Genomic DNA, 15,092 nt, shown 5'->3' with positions numbered 1-15,092 from the left:
AGTTGGGACCTTGTCCCTGTGAGAGTAGGACGTCGCCAAGCAAAAACCTAAGTCGTTTCGACTTAGGTTTTTTTGTGTTTATTTTTATTTACTGAAGGTTAAAATTCATAAATTTAATAATCCTAAAGACGAAAAAAGAATGAAATAGAGACTATTTAAAATAATGGCAATGATTTTTTGTGCTCCTAATTTTCCAAATTCCCCTAAAATAATCCCTAAGATAGGAAACATTATTTCTATCATATATGATAATAGCATAGTTATTTTTTCACGGTTATCCTCCTTATAAATAAAATCACCACCATATAAATTATATTGATTTGTAGACACAACAGTATATATGAACAGTTATGTATAAAATAGATCTCTAGAAATATATATTCTAATTCCCTTTTCTTCTTGTATATAGTTGCAGTTCTTCTTTTGAATATAACTAAAACACGAACGTTATCGATGACTAATAAAAAAACATTCGATTATTTATTGACATTGTTTATGAAATATTGTTAATATAGCCATAGAAACAATAATATATAAGACCTCATATAATCGCGGGGATATGGCCTGCAAGTCTCTACCTAACGACCGTTATTCGTTAGACTATGAGGGAAAGTCACTCGGTATTTTTCTATTCACAAGGGATACGTATGCCTGAGTAGAGCGCTTTCTCTCATAGTAAAAGAGAAACTGTTCTATTTCAGGCTTTTTTTATTTGAATCGGGGGGATTCTAATATGAAATCACTAGTTGGAGTTATAATGGGAAGCACGTCAGACTGGGAAACAATGAAATATGCTTGTGACATTTTAGATGAATTAAATATACCGTATGAGAAAAAAGTTGTATCCGCTCATCGGACTCCGGATTATATGTTTGAATATGCAGAAACAGCTCGTGAACGTGGATTAAAAGTTATTATTGCTGGGGCCGGTGGAGCAGCACATTTACCAGGAATGGTTGCAGCGAAGACAAATCTTCCTGTAATCGGTGTCCCAGTTCAATCAAAAGCGTTAAACGGTCTAGATTCATTATTATCCATTGTCCAAATGCCAGGAGGGGTTCCAGTTGCAACTGTTGCAATTGGTAAGGCTGGTTCAACGAATGCTGGATTACTTGCTGCACAAATACTTGGATCATTTCATGATGATATACATGATGCATTAGAGTTGAGACGAGAAGCTATTGAGAAAACTGTGCGTGAAGGTAGTGAGCTAGTATGACGAGAATCATTTTACCTGGAAAAACAATCGGCATTATTGGAGGCGGCCAGCTTGGAAGAATGATGGCGTTGGCAGCTAAGGAAATGGGTTATAAAATTGCTGTTTTAGATCCTACAAAGCATTCACCATGTGCACAAGTTGCTGATGTTGAAGTCGTTGCACCATATGACGATCTAAAAGCAATTCAGCATTTAGCAGAGATAAGCGACGTTGTCACATATGAATTTGAGAATATTGATTATAGATGTTTACAATGGCTTGAAAAACATGCTTACTTACCACAAGGTAGTCAGTTGTTAAATAAAACGCAAAATCGTTTTACAGAAAAGAATGCAATTGAGAAAGCTGGGTTACCAGTAGCAATGTATAGATTAGTTCAAAATCAAAATCAGCTTACTGAAGCGATTGCTGAATTATCATTTCCTTCCGTCTTAAAAACGACGACAGGTGGATATGATGGGAAAGGGCAAGTTGTTTTAAGAAGTGAAACTGATGTTGAGAAGGCACGAGAGCTTGCGGATGAAGCAGAGTGCATTCTAGAAAAATGGGTGCCTTTTGAAAAAGAAGTATCAGTTATTGTAATTCGTAGTGTAAGTGGTGAAACGAAAGTATTTCCGGTAGCGGAAAATATTCATGTAAATAACATTTTACATGAATCTATCGTTCCAGCTCGCATTACAGAAGAACTTTCTCAAAAAGCAATTGCTTACGCAAAGGTACTTGCGGATGAACTAGAACTTGTGGGAACACTAGCGGTAGAGATGTTTGCTACAGCTGACGGTGAGATTTACATTAATGAATTAGCACCAAGACCTCACAATTCAGGACACTATACACAGGATGCATGTGAAACGAGTCAATTTGGTCAACATATTCGAGCAATCTGTAATTTACCTCTTGGAGAAACAAATTTGTTAAAACCAGTTGTCATGGTAAACATTTTAGGCGAACATATAGAAGGGGTCCTAGGACAAGTGAATAGACTAACCGGGTGCTATTTACACTTGTATGGAAAAGAAGAAGCAAAAGCGCAGCGAAAAATGGGGCATGTTAATATTTTAAATGATAATATTGAAGTCGCTCTAGAAAAAGCGAAGAGTTTGCATATTTGGGACCATCAAGAACAACTGTTGGAGGGAAAAAGATGATTAATCGTTATACACGCCCTGAAATGGGTGCAATTTGGACGGAAGAAAACAAATTTAAGGCATGGTTAGAAGTTGAGATTTTAGCTTGTGAAGCATGGGCAGAGCTTGGCGACATTCCAAAAGAAGATGTTAAAAAAATTCGTGAACATGCATCATTTGATATTGATCGTATTTATGAAATTGAAAAAGAAACACGTCATGACGTAGTTGCTTTCACTCGTGCTGTATCAGAAACACCAACATTAGGCGAGGAACGTAAATGGGTTCATTACGGTTTAACATCTACAGACGTAGTAGATACAGCGTTATCTTATATCTTAAAACAAGCAAATGAAATCTTGTTAAAAGACTTAGAAAACTTTGTTAGCATTTTAGCTAATAAAGCGAAAGAGCATAAATACACGATCATGATGGGAAGAACACATGGTGTACATGCAGAGCCAACAACATTTGGTTTAAAACTTGGTCTTTGGTATGAAGAAATGAAACGTAACGTAGAGCGTTTCAAACAAGCTGCTGATACAGTTCGCGTTGGTAAATTATCTGGTGCGGTTGGTACATATGCAAATATTGATCCATTCGTAGAAAAGTATGTTTGTGAAAACTTAGGATTAGAAGCAGCACCAATTTCAACACAAACATTGCAACGTGATCGTCATGCACATTACATGTCAACACTTGCACTAATCGCAACATCTGTTGAAAAGATGGCAGTTGAGATTCGTGGTTTACAAAAGAGTGAAACACGTGAAGTTGAAGAGGCTTTCGCAAAAGGTCAAAAAGGTTCTTCTGCAATGCCGCATAAACGTAATCCAATTGGATCTGAAAATATGACTGGTTTAGCTCGTGTTATCCGCGGTTATATGATGACAGCTTACGAGAATGTTCCGTTATGGCATGAGCGTGATATCTCTCACTCTTCTGCAGAACGCGTAATTTTACCAGATGCTACAATCGCGTTAAATTACATGTTAAATCGCTTTGGTAATATCGTTAAAAACTTAACTGTATTCCCAGAGAATATGAAACGCAATATGACAAGAACATACGGCTTAATTTACTCTCAGCGCATAATGCTTACACTAATTGACAAAGGTCTGGTACGTGAAGAAGCTTATGATATCGTACAGCCTAAAGCAATGGAAGCTTGGGAAACACAAGTACAATTTAAAGAGCTTGTAGAAGCTGACGAGCGTATTACAAGTAAGTTAACGCAAGAAGAAATTAACGAATGTTTCAATTATGAACATCATATGCAACACGTTGATACAATCTTTGAACGCCTTGGATTAAACGAAGCGTAAAATTTCATATGGCACAGAATAGAGTCATTCTGTGCCATTCTTTATAAAAACATTATTCATATTTTTCAAACTACAGGGGGCTTGCGAAATGCAAAAGCTAGAATTGCTGTATGAAGGTAAGGCAAAAAGAATTTATCGTACAGAAGCAGCAGATATGGTTTGGGTAGAGTACAAAGATAGTGCGACTGCTTTCAATGGGGAGAAAAAAGCGACAATTACAGGAAAAGGTCGTTTGAACAATGAGATTACAACTTTATTGTTCAGAAAGTTACAAGAAGTTGGAATTAAAACACACTTTGTGGAGAAGTTATCTGATACAGAACAACTTGTCAAAAAGGTGAGTATTATTCCATTAGAAGTTGTCACAAGAAACGTAATTGCAGGTAGTCTTTCAAAAAGACTAGGAATGGAAGAAGGAACTGCTCTTACAACACCAATCGTAGAATTTTACTACAAAGATGATGATTTAGGAGATCCACTTGTAACGGAAGATCATATTCGTTTGTTAAATGTTGCAACACCAGAGCAAGTAAGCGTATTACGAGATGCAGCTCTACAAATCAATCAAGTGATGATTGAGCATTTCGCAAGCTGTCGTGTAAGATTAGTAGATTTTAAATTAGAGTTTGGCGTAACAGAAGAAGGGGAAATCATATTAGCAGATGAAATTTCACCAGATACTTGCCGTTTATGGGATGAAACGAGCAACGAAAAATTTGATAAAGATGTATTCCGTCGTGATCTTGGGAATTTAACAGAAGCATATGAAGAAATTTTAAAACGTTTAGGGGGAGCTTCACATGTATAAAGTTAAGGTATATGTAACGTTAAGAGAAAGTGTATTAGATCCACAAGGAACTGCGGTAAAGGGAGCACTTCATAGTCTTTCATTTACAGAAGTACAAGACGTTCGAATCGGAAAATATATGGAATTAACAATTGATAAATCAGTATCTGATCTGGATAGCAAGGTAAAAGAAATGTGTGAAAAATTATTAGCAAACGTTGTAATGGAAGACTTCCGTTATGAAGTTGAGGAGGTTGTCGCACAGTGAAATTTGCAGTCATAGTATTTCCAGGTTCGAACTGTGATGTCGATATGTTCCATGCAATTAAAGATGAGCTTGGTGAAGAAGTAGATTACGTTTGGCACGATAGAGAGAATTTAGATGAATATGATGCAATTTTACTACCAGGTGGATTCTCTTACGGTGACTATTTACGATGCGGGGCTATTTCTCGCTTTGCTAACGCAATGAAAGCAGTGCAAAAAGCTGCTGAGCAAGGAAAGCCGATTTTAGGAGTGTGTAATGGATTCCAGATTCTTGTTGAATCAGGATTACTACCAGGAGCATTAATGAGAAACGAAAACTTAAAGTTTATGTGCCGTACTGTTCAGTTACGTGTTGAAAATAATGAAACGATGTTTACATCACAATATGAAAAAGATGAAGTAATTAATATTCCAATTGCACATGGCGAAGGAAATTACTATTGTGATGAAGCGACTCTTAAACAATTAGAAGAGAATAATCAAATCGCATTCCGTTACGTAGAAAATCCGAATGGAAGCGTTTCAGATATTGCAGGTATTGTAAATGAAAAAGGAAATGTTCTTGGTATGATGCCACACCCAGAGCGTGCTGTAGATGAATTACTTGGCGGTGCTGAAGGGTTAAAAGTCTTTCAATCTATCTTAAAACAGTGGAGGGAAACATATGTCGTTAATGCTTGAGCCAAATCCAACACAAATTAAAGAAGAGCGTATATATGCGGAAATGGGGCTAACAGACGAAGAGTTTGCCATGGTTGAAAAGATTTTAGGCCGTTTGCCGAATTATACAGAAACGGGACTATTTTCTGTTATGTGGTCTGAACATTGTAGTTATAAAAATTCAAAGCCAGTTCTTCGTAAGTTTCCAACGACAGGTGAGCGTGTTTTACAAGGACCTGGAGAAGGCGCTGGAATTGTAGATATCGGTGATAACCAAGCGGTGGTATTTAAAATGGAAAGTCATAACCATCCTTCTGCAATTGAGCCATATCAAGGGGCAGCAACAGGTGTCGGTGGTATTATTCGCGATGTATTCTCTATGGGCGCACGTCCGGTAGCTCTATTAAACTCACTTCGTTTCGGTGAATTACAATCACCACGTGTGAAATATTTATTCGAAGAAGTAGTAGCAGGAATCGCAGGATACGGTAACTGCATCGGTATTCCTACTGTTGGTGGAGAAGTACAGTTTGATCCATGCTATGAAGGAAATCCACTTGTAAATGCAATGTGTGTAGGCCTAATTAATCATGAAGATATTAAAAAAGGGCAAGCGCATGGTGCTGGTAATACAGTAATGTACGTAGGAGCATCAACTGGTCGTGATGGTATTCACGGTGCAACGTTCGCATCTGAAGAGCTATCTGAAAGCTCAGAAGCGAAGCGTCCGGCAGTTCAAGTAGGGGATCCATTTATGGAGAAACTTCTTATTGAAGCATGTTTAGAACTTATTCAGTCTGATGCACTTGTTGGAATTCAAGATATGGGAGCTGCTGGTTTAACATCATCTTCTGCAGAAATGGCAAGTAAAGCAGGTATGGGTATTGAAATGTACTTAGATGATGTACCACAGCGTGAAACTGGAATGACTCCATATGAAATGATGTTATCTGAATCACAAGAACGTATGTTAATCGTTGTGAAAAAAGGTAGAGAGCAAGAAATAGTAGATTTATTTGAAAAATATGGTCTTGCAGCAGTTACGATGGGGAAAGTAACTGAAGATAAAATGCTTCGTCTATTCCATAAAGACGAAATGGTAGCTGAAGTACCGGCGGATGCTCTTGCAGAAGAAGCACCAATTTATCATAAACCGTCAAAAGAAGCAGCATACTTTGCTGAGTTCCAGCAGATGAAAATGGAAACACCAAAAGTAGAAGATTATAAAGCAACGTTATTATCTTTATTACAACAACCAACGATTGCAAGTAAAGAGTGGGTATATGATCAATATGATTATCAAGTGCGCACTAGCACAATCGTTACACCAGGTTCAGATGCAGCGGTTATACGTGTACGCGGCACAGAAAAAGGATTAGCAATGACGACAGATTGTAACTCTCGCTACATTTATTTAGATCCAGAAGTGGGCGGTAAAATTGCAGTAGCAGAGGCAGCACGTAATATCGTATGTTCTGGCGGGGAGCCACTTGCAATTACAGATTGCTTAAACTTCGGTAACCCAGAAAAACCAGAAATCTTCTGGCAAATTGAGAAATCAGTAGACGGTATGAGTGAAGCTTGCCGCAAGTTACAAACGCCAGTTATCGGCGGGAATGTATCAATGTATAACGAGCGTAGTGGTGAAGCTGTATATCCAACACCAACTGTTGGGATGGTTGGACTTGTACACGATTTAAAACACGTAACAACACAAGAATTTAAACAAGCTGGCGATTTAGTTTATGTAATTGGAGAGACGAAAGCTGAGTTTGGTGGAAGTGAATTACAGAAAATGATCTACGGGAAAATTTTCGGTCAATCACCAAGCATCGATCTAGATGTAGAATTAAAACGCCAAAAGCAAGTACTAGCAGCAATTCAAGCTGGCCTTGTTCAATCTGCACATGATGTTGCAGAAGGTGGTTTAGCAGTTGCAATTACTGAAAGTGCAATTGGTGCTAACGGTTTAGGTGCTACTGTGAAATTAGATGGGGAAGCAACAACAGTATTATTTGCAGAATCACAATCGCGCTTCGTTATAACTGTAAAACGTGAAAATAAAGAAGCATTTGAGAAAGCGGTTGAAGCAATTCAAGTTGGAGAAGTGACAAATACAAATGAAGTAACAATTCATAATGAAGAAAATGAAGTATTACTTACAGCAAATGTAGATGAAATGAGAAAGGCTTGGAAAGGGGCAATCCCATGCTTACTGAAATAAAGGGGTTAAATGAAGAATGTGGCGTTTTCGGAATTTGGGGGCATGAAAATGCAGCACAAGTTTCGTACTACGGATTGCACAGTTTGCAGCACCGTGGGCAAGAAGGCGCAGGCATTGTTGTAAATAATGGAGAAAAAATCATCGGTCACAAGGGGTTAGGTTTAATATCAGAAGTGTTTTCAAGAGGTGAGCTAGAGGGATTAAACGGGAAATCAGCAATTGGACACGTACGATATGCAACAGCGGGTGGAAGTGAAGTTGCTAACGTTCAACCATTATTATTCCGTTTTTCCGATCATAGCATGGCGTTAGCTCATAACGGAAATTTAATTAACGCAAAAATGCTTCGTCGTGAATTAGAGGCAGAGGGAAGTATTTTTCAAACAAGTTCAGATACAGAAGTACTTTTACACCTTATTAAGCGTAGTACAAAAGATTCTTTAATTGATAGTGTAAAAGAGGCTCTAAATAAAGTGAAAGGTGCGTTTGCATATCTTTTACTAACTGGAAATGAAATGATCGTTGCGCTAGATCCAAATGGATTCCGTCCTCTTTCAATCGGAAAGATGGGGGATGCTTACGTTGTAGCATCGGAAACATGTGCTTTCGATGTAGTTGGTGCAACATACATTCGTGATGTAGAACCTGGTGAATTGCTTATTATCAATGATGAAGGAATTCACGTAGATCGTTTTACAAATGAAGTAGACCATGCGATTTGCAGTATGGAATACATTTACTTTGCACGTCCAGATTCTAATATCGCTGGTATTAATGTTCATGCAGCTCGTAAAAACATGGGGAAACGTTTAGCGGCGGAAGCTCCTATTGAAGCTGATGTTGTTACTGGTGTACCAGACTCTAGTATTTCAGCAGCAATTGGTTATGCGGAGGCGACAGGAATTCCGTATGAGTTAGGGTTAATTAAAAATCGTTACGTTGGACGTACGTTTATTCAACCTTCTCAAGAACTGCGTGAGCAAGGGGTTAAGATGAAGCTTTCAGCAGTAAGAGGCGTAGTTGAAGGAAAACGAGTTGTTATGATTGACGATTCTATCGTAAGAGGAACGACAAGTAAACGAATTGTTCGTATGCTTCGCGAGGCTGGAGCGACAGAAGTCCATGTAAGAATTGCTTCACCACCTCTTAAGTATCCATGCTTCTATGGCATTGATATTCAAACGAGAAAAGAATTAATCGCAGCAAATAATTCAATAGAAGAAATCCGTCAAATCATCGGAGCAGATTCACTAACATTTTTAAGTGAAGATGGATTAGTAGATGCAATTGGACGCCCATATGAAGGGAAATACGGTGGTCTATGTATGGCTTACTTCAATGGAGACTATCCAACAGCTCTTTATGATTATGAGCAAGAGCTTTTAGAAAGTATGAAATAAGAAGAAAAAAGCTTCTACTTCTTTTGATGTAGAAGCTAGCTTCTTTCTTAAAACGGCCGCCCTGGATGGGGAGAAATTAAAAGACGAGGTGTAAAAAACGATGGCGAATGCATATAAGCAAGCAGGAGTAGATATTGAAGCTGGATATGAAGCGGTATCTCGCATGAAAAAACACGTACAAACAACAATGAGAAAAGAAGTGCTAGGCGGTTTAGGCGGTTTTGGAGGTATGTTTGATCTATCGAAATTTGCATTAGAAGAACCTGTATTAGTATCTGGAACAGATGGCGTGGGAACGAAATTGATGCTCGCTTTTATGGGAGATAAACATGACACAATTGGTATTGATGCAGTAGCGATGTGTGTAAATGATATTGTTGTCCAAGGAGCAGAGCCGCTTTTCTTCCTTGATTATATTKCTTGTGGTAAAGCTGAACCTAGTAAAATTGAAAACATCGTCAAAGGTATATCAGAGGGCTGTCGCCAAGCTGGTTGTGCATTAATTGGTGGAGAAACAGCTGAAATGCCAGGAATGTATTCTACGGAAGAATACGATTTAGCTGGTTTTACAGTTGGAATTGTTGATAAAAAGAAAATTGTAACAGGTGAAAAAATTGAAGCTGGTCACGTATTAATTGGCTTAGCATCTAGCGGTATTCATAGTAACGGTTATTCTTTAGTAAGAAAAGTGCTACTAGAAGATGGAGAACTATCTTTAAATCGTATTTACGGACGCTTAGAACTACCTCTTGGTGAAGAATTATTAAAACCAACGAAAATTTATGTCAAACCTATTTTAGAACTATTGAAGAAACATGAAGTATACGGTATGGCACATATTACAGGTGGTGGATTCATTGAAAATATTCCACGTATGTTGCCAGAAGGAATCGGTGCGGAAATTGAATTAGGATCTTGGCAAGTTCAACCGATTTTTAGTTTACTTCAAGAGGTTGGAAAACTAGAAGAGAAAGAAATGTTCAATATTTTTAACATGGGTATTGGTATGGTAGTAGCAGTAAAGGAAGAAGAGGCAAGAGATATTGTTCGTCTTCTTGAGGAACAAGGCGAGAAAGCTCGTATTATTGGACACACTGTACAAGGGTCTGGTGTTACCTTTATTGAGGGAACAGAAGTATGAGTAGATTAGCAGTTTTTGCTTCTGGGAGCGGCTCTAACTTTCAATCTCTCATTAATGCGGTAGAAGACAAAATATTGGATGCAGATATTAGTTTATTAGTATGTGATAAACCAGAGGCACGCGCTATTGGACGGGCACATTATCACCATATTCCGTGTTTTTCCTTTTCAGCGAAAGCATATGAGTCAAAAGAAGCATTTGAAAAAGAGATATTAAAAAAGCTAGAAGAGTATGAAATTGATTATGTTATTTTAGCTGGATATATGCGTTTAATTGGAACGACTTTACTAGAAGCGTACGGCGGGAAAATTATTAATATTCATCCATCACTACTACCGAGTTTTCCAGGGAAAGATGCTGTTGGTCAAGCGTTAGAAGCGGGTGTGAAAGTAACCGGAGTAACGATTCACTATGTAGATGCAGGTATGGATACAGGTCCAATTATTGCGCAAGAAGCAGTAGTTGTTTCTGAAGGGGATACGAGAGAAAGCTTACAAAAGAAAATTCAACAAGTTGAACATAAATTATACGTAAATACAGTGAATCAAATTGTTCAGTCTGTGAAAAAACCAACTGTTAACTAACATACAACCAGGGGTGAAGGATAAATGAAAAAGCGTGCATTAGTAAGTGTTTCAGATAAAACAGGAGTAGTAGAATTTGTTAAAGGTTTACTTGAACAAGGGATTGAAGTTATTTCAACAGGTGGTACGAAAAAATTATTAGAAGAAAACGGCTTGCAAGTAATTGGTATTTCTGAAGTAACTGGTTTCCCAGAAATTATGGATGGTCGTGTAAAAACATTACATCCAAATATTCATGGTGGTCTATTAGCAGTTCGTGATAATGAAATGCATGTAGCGCAAATGAATGAATTAGGTATTCAACCAATTGACTTTGTTGTTGTTAACTTATACCCATTTAAAGAAACAATCGCTAAGCCTGATGTAACATTTGCTGATGCAATTGAAAATATTGATATCGGTGGCCCAACAATGATTCGCTCTGCTGCGAAAAATCATAAATTTGTATCGGTAATTGTAGATCCAGTAGATTATGATGTTGTATTAGCAGAACTGAAAGAGAACGGTGAAGTAATAGAGGAAACGAAACGTAAATTAGCAGCGAAAGTATTCCGTCATACAGCGGCATATGATGCGTTAATTTCTAACTACTTAACAAAGCAAATGGGCGAAGAAAGCCCTGAAACAGTAACGGTGACATTTGAGAAAAAACAAGATTTACGCTATGGCGAAAATCCACATCAAAAAGCGACATTCTATAAAGCGCCATTCGCAGCAACTTCTTCTGTTGCATACGCAGAACAATTACACGGTAAAGAATTATCTTATAACAATATCAACGATGCGGATGCAGCACTTAGCATCGTGAAAGAATTTACAGAACCAGCAGTAGTAGCGGTAAAACATATGAATCCATGTGGTGTTGGAGTAGGAACTGATATTCACGAAGCATACAGACGTGCTTATGAAGCGGATCCAGTATCAATCTTCGGCGGTATTATTGCAGCAAATCGTGAAATTGATAAAGCTACAGCAGAAAAGTTACACGAAATTTTCTTAGAAATTGTTATCGCTCCTTCGTTCTCGCAAGAAGCTTTAGAAGTGTTGCAAAGTAAGAAAAACTTACGCTTACTAACTGTAAATATTGAAAAAGCGACAAGTGCAAGTAAAAAACTAACTTCTGTACAAGGTGGTCTTCTTGTTCAAGAAGAAGATACGTTATCATTAGATGAGGACGCAATTTCAATTCCAACGAAACGTGAACCATCAGAACAAGAATGGAAAGATTTAAAACTAGCTTGGAAAGTTGTAAAACATGTGAAATCAAATGCAATTGTTTTAGCGAATGATAACATGACAGTTGGTGTAGGCGCGGGACAGATGAACCGTGTAGGTTCTGCAAAAATCGCAATTACACAAGCTGGCGAAAAAGCACAAGGTAGCGCACTTGCATCTGATGCTTTCTTCCCAATGCCAGATACAGTAGAAGAAGCAGCAAAAGCTGGAATTACAGCAATCATCCAACCAGGCGGATCGATTCGTGATGAAGATTCTATTAAAATGGCAGATGCGTATGGGATTACGATGGTGTTCACTGGCGTACGTCATTTCAAACATTAATAGAGGATGTTTAAAAAGTCCGGTCAAGATAACTGTCGCATGTCGTCGTTGCAATGCCAGTGCGGTACTCATGTAGGAAAGCTACACTCCGTGTCCTCCTGGCAAATGCGCCTCGACCTACTCGGTTCTCTTGATCCTCCCTTTTAAACTGTTATTGTTAGGGATGTTTAAAAAGTCCGGTCAAGATAACTGTCGCATGTCGTCGTTGCAATGCCAGTGCGGTATTCATGTAGGAAAGCTACACTCTGTGTCCTCCTGGCAAATGCGCCTCGACCTGCTCGGTTCTCTTGATCCTCCTTTTTAAACTTTTATTGATATGAAAACAAACTAGGAGCATAGCTTCTAGTTTGTACTTATTTAATTATTGGGGGATGAAATATGAATGTTTTAGTAATTGGCCGTGGTGGACGTGAGCATGCTTTAGCTTGGAAGTTTGCGCAATCTGAAAAGGTAGAAAAAGTATATGTAGCGCCAGGTAATGAAGGTATGCGAGATGTTGCAACACCAGTTGATATTGATGAAAATGATTTTGATGCATTAGTCTTATTTGCAAAAGAGAAGAATGTTGAATTAACTTTCGTTGGACCAGAGATTCCACTTATGAACGGAATCGTGGATCGTTTTAAGGAAGAGGGACTTCGTGTATTTGGTCCTAATAAAGCGGCTGCTGTTATTGAAGGTAGTAAAGCTTTTACAAAAGAATTGATGAAAAAGTATGATATCCCAACTGCGGCATATGAAACTTTTACAGACTATGAAGAGGCAGTAAAGTACATTCAAAAAGTTGGTGCGCCGATTGTAATTAAGGCAGATGGGTTAGCTGCTGGTAAAGGTGTAACGGTAGCAATGACGCTTGAAGATGCATTGCAAGCTGTGAAAGAAATGCTACAAGATGTGAAATTCGGCGCAGCAAGCAAGAAGGTCGTTATTGAAGAGTTTTTAGATGGACAAGAATTTTCATTAATGGCATTTGTAAATGGAACAACTGTACATCCGATGGTAATTGCTCAAGATCATAAACGAGCTTTTGACGGCGATAAAGGTCCTAATACAGGCGGAATGGGCGCATATTCTCCAGTACCACAAATTCCGGAGTCAGCGGTTCAAGAAGCGATTCAAACAGTATTACATCCAACTGCTAAAGCGATGATCCAAGAAAATCGTTCGTTTACAGGAATTTTATATGCGGGGCTTATTTTAACGAATGATGGTCCAAAGGTAATTGAGTTCAATGCACGCTTTGGTGATCCTGAAACGGAAGTTGTATTACCACGCTTAGAAAATGATTTAGTTGATGTATGTAACGCTGTATTAGATGAAAGTGAATTAACGTTACAATGGTCAAAGGAAGCAGTTATTGGTGTCGTACTTGCTTCGAAAGGATATCCAGAAGCATATAAAAAAGGTGAAATTATTAACGGATTAGATGCACTGCAAGATGTGATTGTTTTCCATGCGGGTACAGCGATGAAACATGGTGACTTTGTAACAAACGGTGGCCGTGTATTATTTGTTGCTTGTAAGGCGAATAGTTTACAAGAAGCGAAAGATAAGGTCTATAAAGAAATCGGTAAAATTGAGAGTGATGGTTTATTTTACCGAAGTGATATAGGATATCGTGCAATTGGTCATGAGATGACGAGAAGCTAATGTATAAAAAATCCCGCTGATTTCTCAGCGGGATTTTTATGCATCTTTATCTTTTTTCAATTTCCCTTTTTGCTTTGCCATTTCTCGAAGTAAATACTCGATGTGTGCATTGACGCTACGAAACTCATCATTCGCCCATTTTTCGATGACTGCGTGTAATTCAGGATCAATACGTAATGGAAAGCTTTTCTTTTTGGCCATAATCATTTACAACCTTTAATATAGGCTTCCTGTATTAATAACTGGTTGTGCACCTTTATCTGAAACAATGGCAACTAATAAGTTGTTTACCATATTTGCTTTACGCTCGTCATCTAAATCAAGTACGCCTTCTTCATCTAGCATGAGGATTGAATCTTTAGCCATTTTCACAGCACCTTCAACAATCTCTTTTCGAGCAGCTAATACCGCTTTCGCTTGTTGACGTTGAAGCATTGCATGGGCAATTTCTGTTGCGTAAGCTAAATGTGTTAAACGAGTTTCTAATACTTCTACGCCAGCGATTTCAAGTCGTGCTTCTAACTCACGCTTTAATTCTTCAGAGATTTCTTCAGTATTTCCTCGTAACGTGATGCAAGTTTCATCTTGGAAATTATCATAAGGATATTTTGTAGCAACGTGGCGGATTGCTGTTTCACTTTGAATTTCTACGAATCGATCATAATGCTCAACACCGAAAATTGCTTTTGCGGAATCAACAACTTTATATACGATAACGGCTGCAATTTCAATTGGATTTCCCTCAACATCGTTTACTTTTAATTTCTTACTGTTAAAGTTTTCAACACGTAAAGATACAGTTTGACGAAACGCGAATGGAATTGTTAAAAATAAACCATTTTGACGAATTGTTCCTAAATAACTACCGAAGAACGTAATAACTTTCGCTTGATTCGGTTGAACGATACCGATACCTGTAGCTAAAACAGATGCTAATATGAGAGCTAAAATAGCTATTACAAACATTTCTTGTACAAGGCAAAATACACCGATAGCGGCTAAAACTAAAATTCCAATAACGCCGAGAAATCCATTAACATAAAATACTTGTTTTTCTTTCATATGATCGCCTCCTTGATATAAAAATGATATCACTTTTATATCATTACATGCAAGAGGGTTACACCTAATTTTCTGAATTTTATTGT

Annotated in this window: 14 protein-coding genes and 1 riboswitch; of the genes, 12 read left to right on the top strand and 2 right to left on the bottom strand. The window is 37.9% G+C overall.

Annotated elements, in window-relative coordinates; all coding sequences use genetic code 11:
• Nucleotides 1-521: 521 nt before the first annotated feature.
• Nucleotides 522-623: riboswitch (purine riboswitch) on the top strand.
• 110 nt (nucleotides 624-733) lie between these two features.
• The 12 genes from purE to purD all read left to right on the top strand — a co-directional run bounded on the left by purE (nucleotide 734) and on the right by purD (nucleotide 13,944).
• Nucleotides 734-1,219, top strand: coding sequence for a 5-(carboxyamino)imidazole ribonucleotide mutase (gene purE, locus AC1DKZ_RS28945; protein WP_002010008.1), 486 nt, complete (start codon nucleotides 734-736; stop codon nucleotides 1,217-1,219).
• Entirely contained in the window at nucleotides 1,216-2,367 is a 1,152-nt protein-coding gene (purK, locus tag AC1DKZ_RS28940; protein ID WP_219300564.1) for a 5-(carboxyamino)imidazole ribonucleotide synthase, read from the top strand. Before purE ends, purK begins: the two co-directional genes overlap by 4 nt.
• Nucleotides 2,364-3,671: an adenylosuccinate lyase gene (gene purB, locus AC1DKZ_RS28935; protein WP_476997591.1), complete on the top strand. Its 1,308-nt coding sequence runs from the start codon at nucleotides 2,364-2,366 to the stop codon at nucleotides 3,669-3,671. The genes purK and purB overlap by 4 nt, the downstream gene beginning before the upstream one ends.
• An 88-nt stretch (nucleotides 3,672-3,759) precedes the next feature.
• A complete protein-coding gene (gene purC / locus AC1DKZ_RS28930; protein WP_002029482.1) occupies nucleotides 3,760-4,479 on the top strand; it encodes a phosphoribosylaminoimidazolesuccinocarboxamide synthase in 720 nt (239 codons plus the stop codon).
• On the top strand, nucleotides 4,472-4,726 hold the full coding sequence (gene purS, locus AC1DKZ_RS28925) for a phosphoribosylformylglycinamidine synthase subunit PurS (protein WP_000278823.1): 255 nt from the start codon (nucleotides 4,472-4,474) through the stop codon (nucleotides 4,724-4,726). The genes purC and purS overlap by 8 nt, the downstream gene beginning before the upstream one ends.
• Nucleotides 4,723-5,406 (top strand): phosphoribosylformylglycinamidine synthase subunit PurQ, encoded by a 684-nt coding sequence (gene purQ, locus AC1DKZ_RS28920; RefSeq protein ID WP_000666771.1) that lies wholly within the window; start codon nucleotides 4,723-4,725, stop codon nucleotides 5,404-5,406. Before purS ends, purQ begins: the two co-directional genes overlap by 4 nt.
• A complete protein-coding gene (gene purL / locus AC1DKZ_RS28915) occupies nucleotides 5,390-7,609 on the top strand; it encodes a phosphoribosylformylglycinamidine synthase II (RefSeq protein WP_113938629.1) in 2,220 nt (739 codons plus the stop codon). The genes purQ and purL overlap by 17 nt, the downstream gene beginning before the upstream one ends.
• Nucleotides 7,594-9,009 carry an amidophosphoribosyltransferase gene (gene purF / locus AC1DKZ_RS28910; protein ID WP_002091359.1) on the top strand — a complete coding sequence of 472 codons (1,416 nt, stop codon included), beginning with the start codon at nucleotides 7,594-7,596 and terminating at the stop codon, nucleotides 9,007-9,009. The genes purL and purF overlap by 16 nt, the downstream gene beginning before the upstream one ends.
• 100 nt (nucleotides 9,010-9,109) lie before the next feature.
• On the top strand, nucleotides 9,110-10,150 hold the full coding sequence (purM, locus tag AC1DKZ_RS28905; RefSeq protein ID WP_476997590.1) for a phosphoribosylformylglycinamidine cyclo-ligase: 1,041 nt from the start codon (nucleotides 9,110-9,112) through the stop codon (nucleotides 10,148-10,150).
• Nucleotides 10,147-10,734 (top strand): phosphoribosylglycinamide formyltransferase, encoded by a 588-nt coding sequence (purN, locus tag AC1DKZ_RS28900; RefSeq protein WP_002124872.1) that lies wholly within the window; start codon nucleotides 10,147-10,149, stop codon nucleotides 10,732-10,734. The genes purM and purN overlap by 4 nt, the downstream gene beginning before the upstream one ends.
• A 24-nt stretch (nucleotides 10,735-10,758) precedes the next feature.
• Entirely contained in the window at nucleotides 10,759-12,294 is a 1,536-nt protein-coding gene (gene purH / locus AC1DKZ_RS28895; protein WP_476997589.1) for a bifunctional phosphoribosylaminoimidazolecarboxamide formyltransferase/IMP cyclohydrolase, read from the top strand.
• 378 nt (nucleotides 12,295-12,672) lie between these two features.
• Nucleotides 12,673-13,944, top strand: coding sequence for a phosphoribosylamine--glycine ligase (gene purD / locus AC1DKZ_RS28890; protein WP_242310906.1), 1,272 nt, complete (start codon nucleotides 12,673-12,675; stop codon nucleotides 13,942-13,944).
• A gap of 36 nt (nucleotides 13,945-13,980) precedes the next feature.
• On the opposite strand, the gene AC1DKZ_RS28885 is transcribed toward purD, so the two are convergent.
• Both AC1DKZ_RS28885 and AC1DKZ_RS28880 read right to left on the bottom strand, forming a co-directional pair.
• On the bottom strand, nucleotides 13,981-14,145 hold the full coding sequence (locus tag AC1DKZ_RS28885; RefSeq protein ID WP_001085171.1) for a type II toxin-antitoxin system antitoxin: 165 nt from the start codon (nucleotides 14,143-14,145) through the stop codon (nucleotides 13,981-13,983).
• A 15-nt stretch (nucleotides 14,146-14,160) separates the two neighbouring features.
• Nucleotides 14,161-15,006 (bottom strand): SPFH domain-containing protein, encoded by an 846-nt coding sequence (locus AC1DKZ_RS28880; RefSeq protein ID WP_219300556.1) that lies wholly within the window; start codon nucleotides 15,004-15,006, stop codon nucleotides 14,161-14,163.
• Between the last annotated feature and the right edge of the window lie 86 nt (nucleotides 15,007-15,092).

The sequence above is a fragment of the Bacillus sp. 05T21 genome, from assembly GCF_056396785.1.
The sequence above is the reverse complement of the archived record's forward strand: the minus strand, read 5'-3'. Positions and strand labels throughout refer to the sequence as shown.

What these genes read in the sequence shown, in the direction of transcription:
- purK (WP_219300564.1), top strand. Translation starts at nt 1,216, where the DNA reads ATGACGAGAATCATTTTACCTGGAAAAACAATCGGCATTATTGGAGGC.
- purF (WP_002091359.1), top strand. Translation starts at nt 7,594, where the DNA reads ATGCTTACTGAAATAAAGGGGTTAAATGAAGAATGTGGCGTTTTCGGA.
- purL (WP_113938629.1), top strand. Translation starts at nt 5,390, where the DNA reads ATGTCGTTAATGCTTGAGCCAAATCCAACACAAATTAAAGAAGAGCGT.
- purB (WP_476997591.1), top strand. Translation starts at nt 2,364, where the DNA reads ATGATTAATCGTTATACACGCCCTGAAATGGGTGCAATTTGGACGGAA.
- purD (WP_242310906.1), top strand. Translation starts at nt 12,673, where the DNA reads ATGAATGTTTTAGTAATTGGCCGTGGTGGACGTGAGCATGCTTTAGCT.
- AC1DKZ_RS28885 (WP_001085171.1), bottom strand. Translation starts at nt 14,145, where the DNA reads ATGGCCAAAAAGAAAAGCTTTCCATTACGTATTGATCCTGAATTACAC.
- purN (WP_002124872.1), top strand. Translation starts at nt 10,147, where the DNA reads ATGAGTAGATTAGCAGTTTTTGCTTCTGGGAGCGGCTCTAACTTTCAA.
- purE (WP_002010008.1), top strand. Translation starts at nt 734, where the DNA reads ATGAAATCACTAGTTGGAGTTATAATGGGAAGCACGTCAGACTGGGAA.
- purS (WP_000278823.1), top strand. Translation starts at nt 4,472, where the DNA reads ATGTATAAAGTTAAGGTATATGTAACGTTAAGAGAAAGTGTATTAGAT.
- purH (WP_476997589.1), top strand. Translation starts at nt 10,759, where the DNA reads ATGAAAAAGCGTGCATTAGTAAGTGTTTCAGATAAAACAGGAGTAGTA.
- AC1DKZ_RS28880 (WP_219300556.1), bottom strand. Translation starts at nt 15,006, where the DNA reads ATGAAAGAAAAACAAGTATTTTATGTTAATGGATTTCTCGGCGTTATT.
- purC (WP_002029482.1), top strand. Translation starts at nt 3,760, where the DNA reads ATGCAAAAGCTAGAATTGCTGTATGAAGGTAAGGCAAAAAGAATTTAT.